The sequence below is a fragment of the Legionella qingyii genome (genome assembly GCF_003184185.1).
Window position 1 is genome coordinate 155,709 of sequence record NZ_QHJG01000005.1, and the last position, 19,564, is coordinate 175,272.

A 19,564-nucleotide genomic window follows, 5' to 3' on the forward strand; every position below is an offset into this window, starting at 1 on the left:
ATGCAGGAAAATTGGAGCCTAATTCTTAATGTCCTGTTGTTAATTGGCGTTATCGTAGCAATTGGGCGCTTAATGAAAGCTCGAAGACAGAGCTTAAGTCCAGAACGTTATCAACCTAATCTGGGAACACCAGAAAAGAGTTCCGATGGCACACAGAATTATAATGATGACATTATTGCTGTACGTAAAGTCAATGCTGAGGCAATGGAGAATAAAATTGAAGTGGATAAGGATTTGCAATTAGTAAAGAAAACTACGGCAAAGCCCTCACAACCACGTTTAATGCCTATGGATGATGAAGATGACTTTAAGTTAAAGATAGAGATTGAGTCAAAACCAACACCTAAAATAGAAGTTGAGACGAAAACCCAGGTGGACAGTCAGACTACTTTGATGATGTTTTTGCTCGCAAAAGAAAACAGACAATTTGCGGGATATGACTTATTACAAACGGTTTTAGCGGCTGGTTTACGTTTTGGCGAAGGACAATTATTTCATCGCCATCAATTTCCTAATGGTCAAGGCCCTGTTTTGTGTAGCTTGGCCGCTGCAACTGCGACAGGTGTTTTTGATTTGCAAAATATTGGTGCTTTTAGTGTGCGTGGTCTTTGTTTGTATATGCACTCCTCAAAAAATCCCGGTATTGATATTGAACGATTTACGGTGATGCTGGAAACAGCAAGACAATTAAGTGAAGGTTTGGATGCGCACTTGCTGGATGATCAGCGTAAGCCGTTGACTGAAGATCGTATTGCACGTTACTACCGTCTATTACAAATTAATCAGTCTCATTTCGAGTCTGTTGCAGGTTAAGACTGTATAGTTGCCCGGGTGCCACGCTGCGGAACCCGGGATTGATACATGTATTTCATTTCCTTGAAACATGGATTTTGCATGCGCCATGCCAGCCTAAAGTTTTGATTGGGAATAAGGATTAACCTTTTTTTACTGTTATTACCCACTTGAACTCTACGCACAAGTGTTAGTACACTAGACTTTTGGCCATATCTAAATACTATGAACCTAAATACTGTTGCTGCATTACTTGCCCAACCATGTCAGATCAATGCTGAACTTACTGGTATTTGTACTGATACTCGTGAACTCACACCAGGAAGTCTGTTTATTGCCATTTGTGGTGAGCGTTTTGATGGGCATGATTTTATCAAAGAAGCAGAAGCGCGAGGTGCAGTAGCTGCAATAGTGAGTCATACTGTAGATGGAGTAGGTATACCGCAATTTGTAGTTTCGGATCCTGTACAAGCATTAGCCAAAATAGCAGCAGCGCACCGACAAAATGTGCATTGTCCTGTTATCGCATTAACTGGATCCAATGGAAAAACTACAACTAAAGAAATGATTGCTGCCATTTTACCGCCTCCCTCTCATGCTACTAAAGGCAACCTAAATAATCATATTGGTGCTCCCTTAAGTGTTTTACAATTAAATAACAAACATCGTTATGCGGTTTTTGAATTAGGTGCAAATCACCCAGGTGAAATCGCACATACGGTTGCAATTGTTCATCCCGATGTGACATTGATTAATAATATTGCTCCAGCACATGTGGAAGGATTTGGCTCTATAGATGGTGTTGCTCGCGCCAAAGGTGAAATACATCAGGGCTTATCTCTTGCTGGTGTTGCAGTAGTTAACGATGATGATGCTTATGCCCATTTTTGGGATGAATTATTGATTGACCAAAAGGTTCTTCGTTTTTCTCTAGATCATCCCACGGATATCTATGCTCAAGACGTTGTGCTGGATGAGCAGGTCTGTGGTCAATTTTCTTTAATTGTGCCTAATGGACAAGCAGATATTCATTTAAAAATTCCTGGTTTGCATAATGTTCGCAATGCGTTAGCGGCTGCAGCATGTTGCTATGCAGTGGGTATTTCCATAAAAGAAATTCAACAGGGTCTCAATTGTTTTGGAGGTGTAAAAGGTCGTTTGTCGGTTCTTAAAGGAAAAAATCAATCTACAGTGATCGATGATACGTATAATGCGAATTTACGTTCTGTTTTAGCTGCTTTAGAGGTATTAGCAGAACGCCCAGGCAAAAAAATTTTTGTATTTGGTGATATGGGTGAGTTGGGAACTTGGGCTACTCAGCATCATCAGGAAGTTGGACTTGCTGCGCGTAGGTTGGGTATAGATCAGTTGCTCAGTTGTGGCTCCAACAGCAGACTAGCTGCTGAGTCATTTGGTGTCGGTGGTGAGCATTTTTCTAGTCAAGAGACACTGGTACAAAACTTAGTAGAAAAATTAGCACCAGATACTGTTGTTTTGGTAAAAGGATCTCGATCCAGTGCAATGGAAAAAATTGTGCATCAGCTCATATAGATTAAGGAGCTTTAGCTCTAAGCTACATGACAACAAATAATTAAATAAAGAACAAAAGAAATTTTTTTGTATGATGCTGAATGGTATGTAGGTTTGTGGTATGCTTGGCCGCTTTTTTGACCCAACATTCTGTTGGGCATTATTTAACACAAACCCATAATTGGGGTTAACCAAGAGGAACAATTATGCTCTACTGGCTAACGCAGCTATTTCAAGGGCAATATCATGCGTTAAGAGTTTTTCAATACCTGACTTTCAGATCTATTTTAGCTTCTTTGACTGCACTTATAGTGGGATTATTGTGTGGTCCGGTCATGATTCGCTGGTTGCGAGGCTTACAGATTGGTCAGATGGTACGGGATGATGGTCCTCAATCACATTTATCCAAAGCAGGAACCCCGACTATGGGGGGAGTTTTAATCTTGTTGGCAATCACGGTGAGTTGTTTGCTTTGGGGTGATTTGCAACAGTCCAGTTTATGGCTTGTTCTTTTGGTTACGCTTGCAAATGGGGTTGTGGGTTGGGTTGATGATTACCGCAAACTGGTATTAAAAAACAGTAAAGGATTACCTGCGCGTTGGAAGTATTTTTGGCAATCAGTTATCGCGCTTATTGCTGTAATTTATTTATATATGCATGCTACTTTACCCGTCCATACCCAATTAACAGTGCCTTTTTTTAAATCTCTAACGATTGGTTTGGGTATTCTCTTCCCTGTTTTAGCTTATTTTGTAATTGTAGGAAGTTCCAATGCAGTGAATTTGACTGATGGACTGGATGGTTTAGCTATTATGCCGATAGTCATGGTTGCGGGTGCATTGGGGATTTTTACTTATGCTTCTGGGAATTCAGTCTATGCACCTTATTTGGGTATACCTTATGTTCCAAATACAGGAGAATTGACAATCTTTTGTTCTTCGATTGTTGGCGCAGGACTTGGGTTTCTTTGGTACAATAGTTATCCTGCCCAGTTATTTATGGGCGATGTGGGTTCTCTAGCTTTAGGGGCTGCTTTGGGCATTGTCGCGGTGGTCATTAGAGAAGAGCTAGTCTTATTAATGATGGGTGGCTTATTTGTCATAGAGACAATTTCCGTTATTTTACAAGTAGGTTATTTTAAATATACTCATGGTAAACGCTTATTCAGAATGGCACCTTTACATCATCATTTTGAATTAAAAGGATGGTCAGAGCCTAAGATAATTGTTAGATTCTGGATTATTACTGTTGTGTTTGTGTTATGCGGGTTAGCCACTTTAAAACTTCGATAAAAAGGTGCATTCATGAACTCTCCTTTGTATTTAGTTGCAGGTTTGGGTAAAACTGGAATATCGGTAGCGCGATATTTACGTAGAAAAAATAAACCTTTTATTGCTTTTGATACACGTGCACAAGCTCCAAGTGTAACTGAATTTACAAAAGAATTCCCGGATATTCTTGTTTATACTCAGCATATTCCTGATGAAGTAATCGGCCAACTGTCAGATATAATTGCAAGCCCAGGCTTGTCTTTGGATACACCGTTTTTAAAAAAAGCGATGCAAATGGGCATCTCTGTATATGGTGATATAGAGTGTTTGGCTCGCGAGATTCATGCTCCAGTGATCGCAATTACTGGAACTAACGGAAAATCAACGGTGACCACTTTAGTAGGGGAAATGGCAAAGGCAGCAGGATATAAAGTTGCTGTCGCCGGAAATATAGGAACACCAGTTCTTGATATGCTTCATGATGAGCATCAGTATGATTTGTGGGTTTTGGAATTGTCCAGTTTTCAATTGGATTTAACTTATTCTTTAGCACCAATCGCGGCTACAATTCTGAATGTATCTCCTGATCATTTAGATAGACATCATACAATGGATGCTTATGTGCAAGCGAAACAACGAGTGTATCATCAAGCACAAGTTGCATTATTTAATCGCGATGATCTATATACTGTTCCAGCTACAGAGGATAATCGTATTTCTTTTGGTACTGATGCCCCTGAAAAAGACAATTGGGGTTTGATCACCCAAGAAAATAAAATCTATTTGGCAAAAGGCAGCACAGGCCTTTTGCCCGTTGAGTCTGTATTAATCAAAGGAGTTCATAACTGGCTTAATGCGCTTGCTGCTTCTGCTTTAGCGGATGCTGCAGGGATTTCAAATCAACACATCACTAGTGTGTTAACTTCATTCACGGGGTTACCGAATCGGTGTCAATGGGTGCGAACTCTTGATGACGTAGATTGGATTAATGATTCTAAAGGGACAAATATTGGTGCAACCATCTCTGCTATTAATGGAATAGGAGGCTCTATGGAAGGAAAGATTGTATTGATTGCAGGCGGGCAAGGAAAAGGCGCTGATTTTAGCGAACTGGCTCAGCCTATAGCTGATTATGTAAGATCCATTATCTTAATCGGAGAAGACGCAGACAAGATTGAAGCTGCATTAGCTAATGTAGTGCCAATTTCGCGGGCTTCCTCCCTGGATAATGCTGTTGTTGTGGCTAAATCGCAAGCCAAACCAGGCGATGTTGTTTTATTGTCTCCTGCATGTGCCAGCTTAGATATGTTCCGTGATTTTAATCATCGCGGTGAAACGTTTGCTTCTTTAGTGAATGGATTGTAATCAATGCGGCCAAGACATGTGAATCAAAGGGGTAAACCTGTCAGCAGACCTATTTCGCTTTATGATAAGTGGTTAATTAGCGTGGTTATTGGTTTGCTGATTATCGGACTGATGATGGTGGCTTCAAGTTCAGTCATGATTTCTACCAAATATTTCCATCAACCATTTCATTTTCTAATTCGTCAAGCATGTTATTTATTTGCAGGTTTAATGATTGCCCTTATCGTGGTTAGGACAGATAGTAGTGTTTGGGAACGCATCAGCATGCCAATGTTGCTAATTTGTTTGTTGATGTTGGTTATTGTTTTGATTCCTGGAATAGGCCGGTCAGTCAATGGCAGTCGACGGTGGTTGGCTTTAGGGCCAATAGGTGTGCAAGTGTCTGAACTTGCCAAGCTCACTATGATCTTTTATCTTTCAGGCTATTTAGTACGCCAACAAAAAGCTGTCAGTGAGAGCATTTTGGGCTTTATTAAGCCCATGGTAATTTTGGGAGTTGTTTCTTTTTTGTTATTACTTGAGCCTGATTTTGGTGCCACAGTAGTAATTTCTGGTACTGTTATGGCTATGCTATTTTTAGCTGGTGTGAAATTACGCTATTATATAGGACTTATGGTTGTCGTTATGGGGGCACTAGCCTTTTTGGCGGTTTCATCTCCCTATCGAGTTGCCCGCTTAACGGCATTTTTAGATCCTTGGGCGGATCAGTACAATAGTGGTTATCAGTTGACTCAATCCTTGATTGCATTTGGTCGAGGAGGGTGGTTTGGTTCTGGTTTGGGAGAAAGTATCCAGAAATTATTGTATTTACCAGAAGCACATACTGACTTTTTATTTGCTGTATTGGCTGAAGAATTAGGCTTGGTAGGCATTTTACTGGTCATGCTTTTATACACTATATTGGTTATTAGAGGTATGACTATCGCATACAATGCTCATATGCAAGAGCGATTGTTTGCTTCATATACTGCTTATGGTCTGACTTTTTGGTTGGGGCTGCAAGCCGCTATAAATATGGGTGTTAATTCGGGATTATTACCGACAAAAGGGTTAACTTTACCACTAATGAGTTATGGTGGTGCAAGTATGGTTATCAATTGTGTTGTAATTGCGTTATTATTGCGCATTGATCATGAAAATCGTTGGCAGGCTCTTGGATTGGGGCCACTGTCATCATAAGGGGGCATTTGTGGGTAATTCAGGACAATTTATATCTTCAAGGATGGGCTGTGTAGAACAAATACATTTCGTTGGAATTGGTGGGGTTGGCATGTGTGGCATCGCTGAAGTATTACACTACCAAGGATATCGGATTACCGGTTCTGATTTAGGTGATGGGAGTACCGTACAAAGGTTAAAATCTTTGGGAATCCATGTTTATATGGGACATAAAGCAGAACATATAAAAGGCGCTGATGTTGTAGTGCGTTCCTCAGCTGTAGGTATGAATAATCCTGAAATTGTGGCTGCTCGCGAACAAATGATTCCAGTAATACCACGAGCAGCGATGCTTGCCGAGCTCATGCGCTTTCGTCATGGGATTGCTGTAGCTGGAACCCATGGTAAAACAACGACAACAAGCCTAGTAAGTAGTCTCTTAGCTGAAGGTGGCTTAGATCCAAGTTTTGTAATTGGTGGGAAATTAAATAGTCTCGGAGTTAATGCTCAGCTTGGTCAATCCCCATATTTTGTAGTTGAAGCTGATGAAAGTGACGCATCTTTTTTATTCTTAAAACCCATGATGGCCATAGTGACCAATATTGATGCAGATCATATGGATAACTATGAGAATGATTTTGATAAATTAAGAACAACATTTCTTGAATTTTTGCATCACTTGCCTTTTTACGGGTTAGCGGTGGTATGTATTGATGATCCGGAAGTACGCAAGATCCTTCCAGCTATTGAGCGACCTACCTTAACGTATGGATTTTCTGAGGAAGCTCATTATCGTGCGACCAAATGGACTCAAAATGAACTCATTAGCGAGTTCACTGTAGTACGTCCAGCACCATATTCTGAATTAAACATTCAATTTCAGTACCCGGGTCGCCACAATGTATTAAATGCCTTGGCCTCTATTGCGATTGCGACGCAATTAGGTGTGGATGATGCTTCCATTAAACGTGCATTAGCAAAATTCCAAGGAGTGGGGCGCCGTTTTCAAATGTTAGGTGAGAAAAGATTTGAGAATGGTTCAGCTCTTATTGTGGATGATTACGGCCATCATCCTCAAGAAATTCTATCAACCATTGATGCATTTCGACATGTTTGGCCCAATAAGCGTCTTGTACATGTCTTTCAACCGCATCGTTATACAAGAACTCAATCCTTACAAGAACAATTTGTTGATGTGTTGAGCCTTGCTGATGAATTATTTTTGTTTGATATTTATTCTGCAGGAGAACCAGAAATCCCTGGAGTAACTAGTGAAAGTTTGGCACAGAAAATCAGAGGTAAAGATAAAAAAGTAACTCTTGTGAATGAACAATCGCTTAAAGCAAAATTGAACCAGTTGATTAAAGATGGTGATGTGGTTTTGATGCAGGGTGCAGGGAGTATTGGTCAAATTGCTGTGAACTTAATGAGGGAAGTGTGAGAGCAACATGAGTCCAACTGAGAATGATTGTAGCCTTGTTACCGAGTTTCAAGGCAGTTTGCTTTATAATGAACCTTTGGCAGAATATACTACCTGGCGTGTTGGCGGTCCTGCTGCCAAGCTATATAAGCCCAAAAGCATTGCGGATCTGGCTATATTTCTTCGCCAGCTCCCCGAAACAGAACCTTTATTATGGTTGGGATTAGGTTCTAATTCTCTAATTCGCGATACTGGATTTCCAGGAACAGTGATTTTGACTCAAGGATGCTTAAGAGAAATCGCACTATTAGACAAGCAAATTATTAAAGTTGATGCAGGAGTATCTTGTGCGAGTATGGCGCGTTTTTGCGCGCGTAATGATTTGTCTGGCGGCGAATTTTGGGCGGGAATCCCTGGAACAATGGGAGGCGCTTTGCGTATGAATGCCGGTTGTCATGGTGGCGAAACCTGGAATTTTGTAGTTGAACTGCAGACCATGACTCGCAATGGTGAAATAAGAATTCGTAAGCCCGATGAATATGCGGTGGCGTATCGACATGTTTCTGGCCCATCTGATGAATGGTTCATCTCAGCTACATTTAAGCTACAGCCTGGTGATAAAGAAACCTCATTACAGGTCATAAAAGATTTGTTGGCACACCGTGCAAACACACAACCCACTAATGAATACAATTGTGGTTCAGTGTTTCGAAATCCACCAGAAAATTATGCAGCTCGGCTTATTGAGTCCTGTGGATTAAAAGGTATCAATATCGGAGGCGCAGTAGTTTCTCAGAAACATGCTAATTTTATTATCAATCATCAAGGTACAGCAACTGCAGCTGATATTGAAGCATTGATTAATTTAGTACAAACTAAAGTTCGTGAGCAGACATCAATTGAGTTGATGCGCGAAGTTCATATAATCGGAGACCATTAAATGTCCAAACTTCTCAATTTAGTTCTGCTTTATGGTGGAAAATCCGGAGAACATGAAATCTCATTAATTTCAGCTGCATCTGTGCTTACTCATTTGGATACTGAAAAATATAATATTATTCCTGTAGCAATGGATAAAGAGGGATTATTTCATCTCCATCAATATCAGGATTTGCTAGCCTACAAAGAAAAACTTCCAGTAGTAACTGAACACTCAAAATCTTTGGCTAGTTTATTTGTTAATGGACGTTTATCAATTGATGCTGATGTTGTTTTTCCTGTAGTTCATGGACCCTTATATGAAGATGGTTGCTTGCAAGGAATGCTTGAGCTAGCAGGTGTTGCTTATGTGGGTTGTGATGTACTTTCTTCATCCATTGGAATGGATAAAGATATGGCAAGACGCATTGCTTGCGTCAATGGTTTAAAATCAGCAAATTATAAGCTCTTATCATGGCATGCCTCAGCATCAGAAAGGCAACACTTTTGCCATGAAGTTGCAGAAGAGTTTGGTTGGCCAGTATTTGTTAAACCTTGCTCAATGGGTTCCAGCGTAGGCATTCATAAAGCAAAAAATATGGCTGAATTGTTAGTCGCAGTTGATGATGCTTTGCGCTATGACGAAGAGATTTTAGTAGAGTCCTTTGTTCATGGACGAGAAATTGAATTGTCTGTTCTGGAGAGTGCAGTACCTTCCGGTGAGCCAAGAGTTAGCATCGCAGGTGAAATACGTGTCAATCACCCGGATGGTTTTTATTCTTATTCAGCAAAATACTTGGAGAGTGGACAAACTGATCTGATTGTACCTGCTCCTTTAAGTCAGAATTTATATGAGCAATTAAGAAAGGCATCTGCAGATATTTTTATCCGGCTAAAATGTAAGGGCATGGCGCGTGTGGATTTTTTTGTTAATGATAAAACAGAAACGATCTATTTTAACGAAGTAAACACCTTACCTGGATTTACTTCAATCAGTATGTACCCAAAACTATGGCAGGCGAGTGGTTTATCTTATCCCGAATTATTGGATGAGTTGATTCGTATTGCGATGGTGCATCAGAATTGCCGCCAACATTTGGTAACCAACTATTTGTGAGCGCCATGAAGAAAAATAGGGATGTTGATTCCAGTAATTTGCGGTATATCTGTTGGTTGTTGGTATTAAGTTTAAGTGCAATATTCTTAACTTGCCGCTTAGGCTACTATTTTCTATCCGATGCAGAGCGGTTTCCAATTACTACAATCAAAGTTGCAGCAAATTATGAACATGTTACGCATAAAGAGCTGGAAGGTGTATTATCAAAACACTTGAGTAATAGCTTTTTTACATTATCAATCAGTGCGTTACAGAATGAGTTAAATGAGCTCGGTTGGATCGACACAGCATCTGTGGAGCGTGTTTGGCCAGATACATTGAAAATAAGGCTTGTTGAAAAAAAACCCGTTGCAATTTGGGATAATGCTTTGATGACCGCGGATGGAAGATTATTTAATGAAGGTGCTATACCAGAGGGTCTAAGCTTACCGAAATTAAAAGGACCACCATCTCAGCAAGAAGAAGTCTTACAAGTTTACGAAAAATTGAGTAAGATATTGTCAATGTACAGCTTAAACGCTACTGGACTGCATCTAAGAGAAAACCAATCCTGGGTATTGCTTTTAGCCAATGATATAAAAATATATTTAGGAAAGAAAGAGTTAGAAGAACGATTGCAGCGTTTTTGTAAAGCATATCCAGCAGTGTTTGCTGAAAAAATTGAGCAACTGTCTAGCGTGGACCTGCGTTATCCACGTGGTATGGCAGTGCAGTGGAAACAACAAACGGAACGATAATGGCAAAAAAAATAGAAAAAGATATTATCACTGGATTGGATATTGGAACTTCAAAAATTATTGCATTAATTGGCGAAGTCACAGCGGATGGTGCAATAGAAATCATCGGAATAGGTCGTCATCCTTCTCGGGGTTTAAAACGTGGTGTTGTGGTTGATATAGAGGCGACCGTGAACTCCATTCAGCGAGCTGTTCAGGAAGCTGAGCTTATGGCTGGATGTGAGGTGAGAACAGTTTATGCCGGTATTGCTGGCAGCCATATTCGTAGTTTAAATTCACATGGTATTGTGGCGATTCGCGACAAAGAAGTCTCGCAAGCTGATGTGGAACGTGTGATCGATGCTGCAAAGGCTGTAGCAATTCCTGCCGATCAAAAAATTCTACATGTATTACCGCAGGAATTTATCATCGATCAACAAGGCAGCATCCGCGAACCTATAGGAATGTCAGGAGTACGACTTGAATCGCGTGTGCATATAGTTACAGGATCAGTAAGCGCTGCTCAAAATATAGTCAAGTGCGTGCGTCGTTGTGGTTTAGAGGTAAATGATATTATTCTCGAGCAATTGGCTTCAAGTCATGCAGTTTTGACCGAAGATGAAAAAGATCTTGGTGTTTGCTTGATTGATATTGGTGGTGGTACTACGGATATTGCGATATTTTGTGAAGGTGCAATTCAACATACTGCCGTAATTCCCATCGCGGGGGATCAAGTAACCAATGATATCGCTATGGCGTTACGCACACCGACAAAAGCAGCAGAGTCCATTAAACTGAATCATGCGTGTGCTCTAACTGAATTAGCAAATTCGGACCTCATGTTGGAAGTTACTAGTGTTAATGACAGGCCAGGAAGGAAGATATCAGCCAAGACTCTATCCGATGTAGTCGCGGCACGTTATGAGGAGCTATTTACTCTAGTACGCAATGAATTACGACGTAGTGGTTTTGAGGATAGAATGGCTGCAGGTATTGTTCTAACTGGTGGGGCTGCCAATGTTAGAGGCGGTATTGAACTTGCAGAACTTTGCTTTGAAATGCCGGTAAGAAAAGGTTGCGCCCATCATGTATCCGGATTGGCTGAAGCAACAGAAAATCCTTCATTTGCAACAGGGGTAGGTTTGTTGTTACAAGGATACCAACAACAGTATGTATCGAACTACAAGGTACCTACAATGAATGATAATACCCAAAGTTTATGGGCCCGTATGAAAGAATGGTTTCAGGGTAATTTTTAGGTTACAACTAACGTATATAACTCGATCGGTAATAATTCTATTTAAGGGTATACTGCCGATGTTTGTTGAAAGATTAAACATATGAGGGGAGCAGGTTATGTTTGAATTAATGGAAGGCCAACACCATAGTAATAATGCTGTTATTAAGGTCGTAGGTGTTGGCGGTGGTGGTGGTAATGCCGTCCAGCATATGGTTGCAGAAAATATTGATGGTGTTGAGTTTATTTGTGCTAATACTGATGCACAAGCACTAAGAGGCTCAAATGCAAAAATACATATTCAACTTGGTGATGAGCTGACTAAGGGCTTGGGGGCAGGCGCAAATCCACAAATAGGTCGCGAAGCAGCCGAAGAAGATAGAGACCATATCCGAGAAATCTTAAGTGGTGCAGATATGGTATTCATTACTGCAGGAATGGGTGGTGGAACTGGAACAGGTGCAGCACCGGTTTTTGCAGAAATTGCTAAAGAATTAGGTATTTTAACTGTAGCTGTTGTAACCAAGCCTTTTTCTTTTGAAGGTAAGCAACGCGCATTGGCCGCAGAGGACGGAATCCGTCGTTTAGCCGAACATGTTGATTCATTAATCACAATTCCTAATAATAAATTACTCAGTGTTTTGGGAAAAAACATCAGCCTTCTTAATGCGTTCAAAGCTGCAAATAATGTTTTACTTGGCGCAGTAAAAGGTATCTCTGACTTAATCACTCGTCCAGGCTTGATTAACGTTGATTTTGCAGACGTACGAACAGTAATGTCAGAAATGGGTATGGCTATGATGGGTACTGGCAGTGCGGTGGGTGAGCAGCGAGCGCGTCAAGCCGCCGAAGCAGCAATTGCGTCTCCATTATTAGAAGATGTGAACTTTTCAGGCGCACGAGGAATCCTGGTCAATATTACTGCTGGCCTTGACATGTCAATTGGTGAGTTTGAAGAAGTCGGAGATGTTGTTAAAGAATTCATTTCTGATGATGCAACTGTAGTGGTCGGAACAGTAATCGATCCAGAAATGACAGATGAAATGCGGGTAACAGTTATTGTTACTGGTTTAGGCGATGCGAGACAGCGCCATCAACAGGCACAGCCACAATCCCATCGGGCACGTTTGCTTGAAACAACGCGCAGTGATGGTTCTTTGGATTATCAGCAATTGGATAGACCTGCCGTTGTTCGCAAACAAGCTCAATCAGGAATGTCTTCGGGCGTAAAACAAAATGGTGATGGCATACCAGATGTGGATTATCTTGATATTCCAGCATTTTTACGTCGGCAAGAAGAAGCTTAAAATAAATTGTCCCCCTTCCTCTGTATTAGTACAGATGAAGGGAAATTTAATTATTTGATAAAAAAATAATTAGACTAAATATTAAAATATTGATACGATCACTAGGTTTTGCGTGCAAAATAAAAAATTTTTAAAATTGATATTAAGAGGAACAAGGTGAGCACTGAATGACAAAACAAAGAACTCCTAAAAAGGTGATCCAGGCAACTGGTGTAGGATTGCATTCCGGTGAAAAAGTGCTGTTAACCTTGAGACCTGCTCCTGTTAATACAGGCATAGTTTTTAGAAGAGTAGATCTTTCACCTGTAGTAGAAATACCCGCGTCATATGAAAATGTGGGTGACACTATGTTATGTACCACGTTACACCATGGACCAATTAAAATTGCCACCGTGGAACATTTGCTATCTGCCTTGGCTGGGTTGGGTATTGATAATGCTTATATTGATGTGAATGCTCCAGAATTGCCAATTATGGATGGCAGTGCCGCTCCTTTTGTTTTCTTGATCCAATCAGCAGGAATACGAGAGCAAAACGCGCCTAAAAAGTACATTCGGATTCTTAAACCCATTCGAGTGGAAGACAATGGAAAATACGTTCAATTTTATCCTTATAATGGGTATAAAATTTCTTTCACTATTGACTTTGATCATCCTGCTTTTAATGATAAGCCACAAACCGTAAGTTTTGATTTTTCTACAACTTCTTATGTGAAAGAGGTATGCAGAGCCCGTACATTTGGGTTCCTCTCCGATTATGAAAAATTAAGAGAATGTGATTTGGCAAAAGGCGGAAGTTTGGATAATGCTATAGTTGTCGATGACTATCGTGTTCTCAACGATGATGGACTTCGTTTTGAATCAGAGTTTGTCTCACATAAGGTATTGGATGCAATTGGTGATCTATATCTATTAGGTTCTAGTTTGATTGGTGCATTCGAAGGGTACAAATCAGGTCATGAACTGAATAACAGATTGTTACGTGAATTAATGGTAAGACAAGACGCTTGGGAATATACTTATTTTGATAAAGAAGAATATCTCCCTACAATGCAAACCGAATTTTATCCTGTCGAAGCGTAGGAATGTAGCCTGGGTGAAGACAACGTCGTAACCCAGGAAAACAAAACCGCATATGTCTCTGGTTATGATTTGCCTCCACCTGGCTACGTTTATTCGGATTCCTAGTGAATTTAATAATAAATGATTGGCAAGGGAGTGTTGTGGCATGAAACTTAATATTAGCCTTTTTACTTTTGCGTTGTTGTGTAGTTCCTCAATATATTCTGCAAGTACTGCAGAAACACCCAAAAAGAATGCTGAGCAAGCACTCCAAATGAATTGGTTGGATACCAATATCTCACCAAGCAAAGATTTCTATGCTTATGCTGTGGGTAATTGGCAAAAAAATAATCCCATTCCTCCCGATTATTCAAGCTGGGGAAGCTTTAATCTGATTAATGAGAAAGTTCAAAATATTATTCACCAAATGTTAATCGATGCTGCAAAAGATACTAAAGCAAAGCCAGGCAGCATAGAGCAAAAGGTTGGGGACTTTTATTATAGCGGTATGGATGAAGCCAGCATCAATCAACTGGGTATTAAACCACTGCAGCAAGAATTTGATCGCATTAATCATTTAAAAAATTTAACTGATCTACAAAATGAAATAGCACATTTGCATCAAATAGGAGTTGATGTGTTTTTTAATTTTGGCAGCATGCAAGATTTCAAAAACAGTGAAGAGATGATTGCTGCCGCCATGCAGGGCGGTTTAGGCTTGCCCGATCGCGATTATTATTTAAAAGGTGATGCCAAGTTTAAACAAATTCGCACGGCTTATATAAATCATATAGCTAAAATGTTTGAGCTATTGGGTGATTCTCCAGATAAAGCAGCTGCTGAAGCCAGCACGGTGATGAACTTAGAAACGCAAATGGCAAAGGCTTCGATGTCTCAGATAGAACAACGTGATCCCCATGCGATATATCATATTTTGGATAGAGCACAACTTGCTAAAGTCACTCCCAATTTCTCATGGCCAGCTTATTTTTCAGCGATGGGACAAGCTCAAATCAAAAGTATTAATTTAGCAATGCCCGAATTTTTTAAAGACATGAACAAACAACTAAGAACCGTTTCTTTAGATGATTGGAAAACATACGTGCGTTGGCATTTAATTGATGCTTTTGCATCATACTTATCCAAACCCTTTGTGGACCAGAATTTTAAAATGGTTTCAGTCCTGACGGGGGCTGAAAAAATATTGCCTCGATGGAAGCGGGTAGTTGCTACGGAAAATGGTGCTTTGGGTTTTGCTATTGGTAAAATGTATGTGGCGCGTTATTTTTCTCCTGAAGATAAAAAGCAAGCTTTGGATATACTCAAAAATATCCGCGCGGTTTTACAAGAAGATATTAGCACTCTATCATGGATGACCCCTGCTACTCGTGAGGCAGCATTGAAAAAGCTTTCAATGATGGAGGAACGAGTAGGTTACCCTTCCAAGTGGCGAGACTATTCCAAATTAGTAATTAATAGAGGGCCATATGTCTTAAATGTAATTCGCGCTAATAAATTTTTAACGAATCGTGATCTTAATAAAATCGGTAAACCTATAGACCGAACTGAATGGGTTATGACACCACAAACCATCAACGCCTATTATGATCCTTCAATGAATAATTTAAATATTCCAGCAGGAATTCTTCAATCACCATTTTTTGATCCAAATGCACCTGCTGCTGTAAATTACGGCGCGATTGGTTTTGTAATGGGACATGAAATGACGCATGGATTTGATGATCAAGGCGCGCAATTTGACGGGCATGGTAATTTAAAAAATTGGTGGACTCCAAGTGATTTAGAAAAATTCAAGGCAGCTACGCAGTGCATTGTGAATCAGTTTTCTCAATATGTTGTAGATGATAATTTGCATGTACAAGGAAAGTTGGTTGTAGGAGAAGCTGCTGCTGATTTAGGAGGGATTACACTTGCCTATAGAGCTTTTAAGCATTCTGATGCATATAAAAATGCACCTACAATTGGTGGTCTGACACCAGATCAACAGTTTTTTCTCGCAACAGCACATGTTTGGGCGATGAACATTCGGCCACAACAACTGCGTAATCAGGTAACTACTGATCCACATCCTCCTGCACAATATAGGGTGAATGGCAGTTTAGCTAATATTCCTCAATTTCAGGAAGCGTTCGATATTCCTAATGACAGTCCCATGGTGAATAAAAACCGTTGTGTGATTTGGTAATTAGTTGCTCCTCCTGAATATGCAAGAGGAGCTTATACGCTTATGAAGATGAAAAAATATAAATAATTAAATTGCTTCCATTGTGAACATTGGTTAGACTTTCTGCACTGTTTACAATTAATTGTGGAGATAATGATGACTAAAGAAGAAATGATTTGTCGTATCGTACGTTATGTAACCCAAAAACCAAGTCGCAAAAAAGCGTGCTGCGGATGATTAGTTTATCTGAACTACTTGCTTATAAAAATAAAACAGTAGTTAATCATTTTTGCTATCATCATCCTGACTGTTCTGAGCAAGAAGGTCAGGTTTTATTTGCAGATTTATTGGCTTGGATGTGGCTAAATGCGCAAAGGGCAAAACAAGGTAAGAAAACCTACCTTTTTGGACCATTGCTCATTCTTGATGAACTGTGGCATACCTTTATTCTCCATACACGAGATTATGTCGATTTTTCCATAAACTATTTTGATTCCTATTTTCATCATGATGTTGAGCCGAGTGGTAAAGAACATATAATTGAAGAAGAAGAATTGACTGATTATCTACAAGATTGTTTTGCTTATCTTGGCCCGGAATGGGTAACTCGTCGTTTTGCAACAGCGCTAACTGAAACAAATTCTTAATTTTTTTCTCTAATTATATCTGCAGTATTTCTAGGTTGAGTACAGCAAAACGGAACCCAGGACTCCAATCGTAATACGGTGCTAAATCGTGGGGCCTCGTTGCACTCAGGATGTAATGCTTCACCCAGGTTACAATGACATTGTATTAATGATAATAGGTGCAGTTGTCAATGTTCTTGATTATTACTGCTTGCATTTACTGAATCATCACCATCAGCTAAATGCAATAATGCTTTTTGTAATGGTTCATAGGTACAATGTTGGCTTTCACTAATAATGATTGCTTTCGCTTTTTCGGATAGCTCATGCTTTGAGGTTGGTACGGATTTGTCATATTGTGCTGTTGGTTCAATAACAACCACTTTAATTGAAGAAAGTTGATACATGCCTGCTTCTTTACGTAATTTATCTCGCAGTTCAGGAATTGCATAACGTAATTGCATTGCCCAGGCAGCGTCAGTAGTTGTTAACAGCAAACAACCTTTATTAAAACTGCCCACCTGACATTCATTTGCTAAAGTATCAGGGAGCAAAAGTTTAACTTTATTTGCAAGCTCTTCTAACTGAACAGAGCGTTGGCATAGATCAACAAGTTGTTTATTGAGGCAACGACTGATAGAACGCATTTTTCGATTCTGAATAAAAAAAATGTAAAGAGAGTTAGTATATACTTCCTATGAAGTATAGAATAGTAAATTTGAGCTAAATGCAATATCATAATTTTTTAGTAGACTTTCAGGATTATAGGTGAATCAATGTTTGAGAAGCCCTACGACAGCAATGTTATTTATTTTACCCGCATGCATTGGATTATATTTTTTTGGCCAGTTATATCTTTATGCGCTGCTTTGATGATCGTTAATTATGTGGAAATTGATTTCTTACATAAACTTGGATACGGTTTCGCCGCGCTAGCCTTATTATGGGTTGGAATAACCTGGATGACTTATTATTTTTCTTCTCTCACAATCAAGAAAAATCACGTGATTATCCGTACTGGAGTCGTTGTGAGACAAACGATTGATATTCCATTAAGCAAAATTGAAGCGATCGATATTCGTCAATCCATTATGGGCAGCATGTTGAGTTATGGGATGATAAGCATCACCGGTACTGGTGGCACTCGTCGTATTATTAATTTTTTGCATAACCCTCTGACGTGCAGACGTTACATTGAACAACTGATGGGTGAACTACATGGTAATGATTAGGTCATTGTGTTCTTTTTTTCTTGATTCACGTAGGAGCCCGCTTTTTCTGACACAGACTCCTGGGTAATAGAGCAAATTAAATTCTTGCCAGAAGTTCTGCTTTTGTTTTTTCATCAACAAAAGCAGATTCTATGGCCATACGTGTGATTGCATTCATTATTTCATCACTGTAGCTGTATGATTTTTGTACTCGTTGATATTCCTGCCCCAAGGTCGTATTCATAAAAGGAGGATCATCAGAGTTGATACTAATTTTAATCCCTTCGTCATAAAATCTAGGCAAAGGATGTTCATTCATATCTTTAAACAAACCCAAAAAGATGTTACTTGTAGGACAAATTTCCAAAGTAATATTTCTATCTTTTACCATAGCAATGGTATCTGGTGAATAAATCGAATTAACCCCATGTCCTATACGTTGGATTGGCAGATGTTCCATCGCCTCGACCATACCGCTTGCAGGAGCAAATTCCCCTGCATGTACTGTGCATTGTAAACCTGCATCAGCAGCAATACTGTATGCTCTGCTGAATAATTTAGGAGGAAATTTTGCTTCATCACCGCCTAAACCAAAACCTGTGACGCAAGGAAACCTATCTTTATGAGTTTGTTGCGCAACATGCTCAACAGCTTCTACACCAAAATGGCGAACGGCAGTAATTAAAATGCGTCCTACTATATTGAACTGCTCTTTAGCATCGTCAATTGCTTGTTGAATTGCTGCCAGATGTTCTGCGGAAGGGATTTTACTCGAGAGCTCTGCATGATCTGGTGAATACATCATTTCAACATAAATAGCATCTTCTTGAGCGCGGGCACGTAAATAGTCGAAGGTGATATCATAATAATCCCGAGGATGCCGAATCACCGATGCAAGCGTATCATAAACTTTTAAAAAATCGAGAAAGTCTTTGGATACATAACTTTTTCCATCAGATGCAACGAGGCCTTCAGGGAGTACTAGTTTATTACGTGTAGCCAACTTTGCAGCTAATCCAGGAGTGATGGTACCTTCCAAATGGACATGTAACTCCGCTTTTTTTAAACTCATCATGTGCTCCTAATTTCTTTAAAAGTTAGAGTAATGGTAACTTAGATGAAAAAGCTATAAAATACCCACTTTAAATTATAGTTATTTGGATTGGTTATGAACTCAGATGATATAGATAAAGCTTATGTAAGTCCTTATGATAAATTTTTATTTGAATTTGATGCAACTCATAATAAATCTGCATCGCAAATAAAAGAAATTAACAAGCACAAGCGTATTTCTATGATGCGTGATAATAAAGATTACGGAAATGAAAAGGGTGAAATCTGGGAAGAATTTTAATCTTCACATAGCCTCAGTGAAAGCAATCCGAGCTTTGCATCAGATTGTTTTTACGCTTCATATTACCAATATATAGCACAGTAGTCTCCTTTTGATAGTCATCATCCCCAGGAGTTTACGACGAAGTAGATCCCTTATTGCGCATCAAGAGGATTCATCCTTGTAAATGCTCAATAGTGTCAACTTAAGGAAATGAGTCATCGTAGCTTGGGTGAAGGCGCAAGCCATCCAGAGACCAGGGCGATTTCATCAAAGTTTAAAAACCAATCACTTTTCTTAAGTATTGAGTAGAAAGA

18 protein-coding genes are annotated in these 19,564 nt (G+C 39.6%); 16 read left to right on the forward strand and 2 right to left on the reverse strand.

The genetic code is table 11. The features are described 5' to 3' along the window. From DGG96_RS04485 to DGG96_RS04550, 14 genes are all read left to right on the forward strand, one after another. Complete coding sequence (locus DGG96_RS04485) at positions 1–813, forward strand: cell division protein ZipA C-terminal FtsZ-binding domain-containing protein (protein ID WP_199739210.1); 813 nt, start codon at positions 1–3, stop codon at positions 811–813. Between the two features lie 204 nt (positions 814–1,017). Further along, complete coding sequence (locus DGG96_RS04490; protein WP_110141761.1) at positions 1,018–2,343, forward strand: UDP-N-acetylmuramoyl-tripeptide--D-alanyl-D-alanine ligase; 1,326 nt, start codon at positions 1,018–1,020, stop codon at positions 2,341–2,343. Positions 2,344–2,528: 185 nt separating this feature from the next. After that, a complete protein-coding gene (gene mraY / locus DGG96_RS04495) occupies positions 2,529–3,614 on the forward strand; it encodes a phospho-N-acetylmuramoyl-pentapeptide-transferase (protein WP_110141762.1) in 1,086 nt (361 codons plus the stop codon). A gap of 12 nt (positions 3,615–3,626) precedes the next feature. Next, the gene (gene murD / locus DGG96_RS04500; RefSeq protein ID WP_110141763.1) at positions 3,627–4,958 is read left to right on the forward strand and encodes a UDP-N-acetylmuramoyl-L-alanine--D-glutamate ligase; all 1,332 of its coding nucleotides are present in this window, start codon (positions 3,627–3,629) and stop codon (positions 4,956–4,958) included. 3 nt (positions 4,959–4,961) lie between these two features. Then, on the forward strand, positions 4,962–6,137 hold the full coding sequence (ftsW, locus tag DGG96_RS04505) for a putative lipid II flippase FtsW (RefSeq protein ID WP_110141764.1): 1,176 nt from the start codon (positions 4,962–4,964) through the stop codon (positions 6,135–6,137). Between the two features lie 10 nt (positions 6,138–6,147). Next, on the forward strand, positions 6,148–7,557 hold the full coding sequence (gene murC / locus DGG96_RS04510) for a UDP-N-acetylmuramate--L-alanine ligase (protein ID WP_110141765.1): 1,410 nt from the start codon (positions 6,148–6,150) through the stop codon (positions 7,555–7,557). A gap of 7 nt (positions 7,558–7,564) precedes the next feature. Next, positions 7,565–8,476, forward strand: coding sequence for a UDP-N-acetylmuramate dehydrogenase (murB, locus tag DGG96_RS04515; protein WP_110141766.1), 912 nt, complete (start codon positions 7,565–7,567; stop codon positions 8,474–8,476). Beyond that, positions 8,477–9,571 (forward strand): D-alanine--D-alanine ligase family protein, encoded by a 1,095-nt coding sequence (locus DGG96_RS04520; RefSeq protein WP_110141767.1) that lies wholly within the window; start codon positions 8,477–8,479, stop codon positions 9,569–9,571. A 5-nt stretch (positions 9,572–9,576) separates the two neighbouring features. Continuing rightward, positions 9,577–10,308, forward strand: a complete 732-nt coding sequence (locus tag DGG96_RS04525) for a cell division protein FtsQ/DivIB (protein WP_110141768.1) — start codon at positions 9,577–9,579, stop codon at positions 10,306–10,308. Next, on the forward strand, positions 10,308–11,546 hold the full coding sequence (gene ftsA, locus DGG96_RS04530; protein ID WP_110141769.1) for a cell division protein FtsA: 1,239 nt from the start codon (positions 10,308–10,310) through the stop codon (positions 11,544–11,546). The genes DGG96_RS04525 and ftsA overlap by 1 nt, the downstream gene beginning before the upstream one ends. A 97-nt stretch (positions 11,547–11,643) precedes the next feature. Further along, complete coding sequence (gene ftsZ, locus DGG96_RS04535; protein WP_110141770.1) at positions 11,644–12,831, forward strand: cell division protein FtsZ; 1,188 nt, start codon at positions 11,644–11,646, stop codon at positions 12,829–12,831. 167 nt (positions 12,832–12,998) lie between these two features. Continuing rightward, positions 12,999–13,913, forward strand: a complete 915-nt coding sequence (lpxC, locus tag DGG96_RS04540; protein WP_110141771.1) for a UDP-3-O-acyl-N-acetylglucosamine deacetylase — start codon at positions 12,999–13,001, stop codon at positions 13,911–13,913. Between the two features lie 145 nt (positions 13,914–14,058). Then, a complete protein-coding gene (locus DGG96_RS04545) occupies positions 14,059–16,098 on the forward strand; it encodes a M13 family metallopeptidase (RefSeq protein ID WP_110141772.1) in 2,040 nt (679 codons plus the stop codon). A gap of 212 nt (positions 16,099–16,310) precedes the next feature. Then, complete coding sequence (locus DGG96_RS04550) at positions 16,311–16,724, forward strand: glycine-rich domain-containing protein (protein WP_110141773.1); 414 nt, start codon at positions 16,311–16,313, stop codon at positions 16,722–16,724. Between the two features lie 167 nt (positions 16,725–16,891). Here DGG96_RS04550 and DGG96_RS04555 read toward each other — a convergent pair whose 3' ends face one another. Next, positions 16,892–17,350 carry a DciA family protein gene (locus tag DGG96_RS04555; protein WP_110141774.1) on the reverse strand — a complete coding sequence of 153 codons (459 nt, stop codon included), beginning with the start codon at positions 17,348–17,350 and terminating at the stop codon, positions 16,892–16,894. A 129-nt stretch (positions 17,351–17,479) separates the two neighbouring features. Here DGG96_RS04555 and DGG96_RS04560 point away from each other — a divergent pair, with 129 nt between their 5' ends. Beyond that, positions 17,480–17,935 carry a PH domain-containing protein gene (locus tag DGG96_RS04560; RefSeq protein WP_110141775.1) on the forward strand — a complete coding sequence of 152 codons (456 nt, stop codon included), beginning with the start codon at positions 17,480–17,482 and terminating at the stop codon, positions 17,933–17,935. A 76-nt stretch (positions 17,936–18,011) separates the two neighbouring features. Here the strand turns inward: DGG96_RS04560 and DGG96_RS04565 are convergent, their stop codons facing one another. Then, positions 18,012–18,986 carry an adenosine deaminase gene (locus DGG96_RS04565; RefSeq protein ID WP_110141776.1) on the reverse strand — a complete coding sequence of 325 codons (975 nt, stop codon included), beginning with the start codon at positions 18,984–18,986 and terminating at the stop codon, positions 18,012–18,014. Positions 18,987–19,082: 96 nt separating this feature from the next. Between DGG96_RS04565 and DGG96_RS04570 the strand changes: the two genes are divergently transcribed. Beyond that, the gene (locus DGG96_RS04570) at positions 19,083–19,268 is read left to right on the forward strand and encodes a CBU_0585 family protein (RefSeq protein WP_058466621.1); all 186 of its coding nucleotides are present in this window, start codon (positions 19,083–19,085) and stop codon (positions 19,266–19,268) included. The last annotated feature ends 296 nt before the right edge of the window (positions 19,269–19,564 follow it).

Coding starts and splice junctions, on each gene's coding strand:
- DGG96_RS04570 (WP_058466621.1), top strand. CDS start 19,083: ATGAACTCAGATGATATAGATAAAGCTTATGTAAGTCCTTATGATAAA.
- murB (WP_110141766.1), top strand. CDS start 7,565: ATGAGTCCAACTGAGAATGATTGTAGCCTTGTTACCGAGTTTCAAGGC.
- DGG96_RS04565 (WP_110141776.1), bottom strand. CDS start 18,986: ATGAGTTTAAAAAAAGCGGAGTTACATGTCCATTTGGAAGGTACCATC.
- DGG96_RS04520 (WP_110141767.1), top strand. CDS start 8,477: ATGTCCAAACTTCTCAATTTAGTTCTGCTTTATGGTGGAAAATCCGGA.
- DGG96_RS04485 (WP_199739210.1), top strand. CDS start 1: ATGCAGGAAAATTGGAGCCTAATTCTTAATGTCCTGTTGTTAATTGGC.
- mraY (WP_110141762.1), top strand. CDS start 2,529: ATGCTCTACTGGCTAACGCAGCTATTTCAAGGGCAATATCATGCGTTA.
- DGG96_RS04555 (WP_110141774.1), bottom strand. CDS start 17,350: ATGCGTTCTATCAGTCGTTGCCTCAATAAACAACTTGTTGATCTATGC.
- ftsW (WP_110141764.1), top strand. CDS start 4,962: ATGCGGCCAAGACATGTGAATCAAAGGGGTAAACCTGTCAGCAGACCT.
- ftsA (WP_110141769.1), top strand. CDS start 10,308: ATGGCAAAAAAAATAGAAAAAGATATTATCACTGGATTGGATATTGGA.
- DGG96_RS04525 (WP_110141768.1), top strand. CDS start 9,577: ATGAAGAAAAATAGGGATGTTGATTCCAGTAATTTGCGGTATATCTGT.
- DGG96_RS04490 (WP_110141761.1), top strand. CDS start 1,018: ATGAACCTAAATACTGTTGCTGCATTACTTGCCCAACCATGTCAGATC.
- DGG96_RS04550 (WP_110141773.1), top strand. CDS start 16,311: ATGATTAGTTTATCTGAACTACTTGCTTATAAAAATAAAACAGTAGTT.
- DGG96_RS04560 (WP_110141775.1), top strand. CDS start 17,480: ATGTTTGAGAAGCCCTACGACAGCAATGTTATTTATTTTACCCGCATG.
- murD (WP_110141763.1), top strand. CDS start 3,627: ATGAACTCTCCTTTGTATTTAGTTGCAGGTTTGGGTAAAACTGGAATA.
- DGG96_RS04545 (WP_110141772.1), top strand. CDS start 14,059: ATGAAACTTAATATTAGCCTTTTTACTTTTGCGTTGTTGTGTAGTTCC.
- lpxC (WP_110141771.1), top strand. CDS start 12,999: ATGACAAAACAAAGAACTCCTAAAAAGGTGATCCAGGCAACTGGTGTA.
- ftsZ (WP_110141770.1), top strand. CDS start 11,644: ATGTTTGAATTAATGGAAGGCCAACACCATAGTAATAATGCTGTTATT.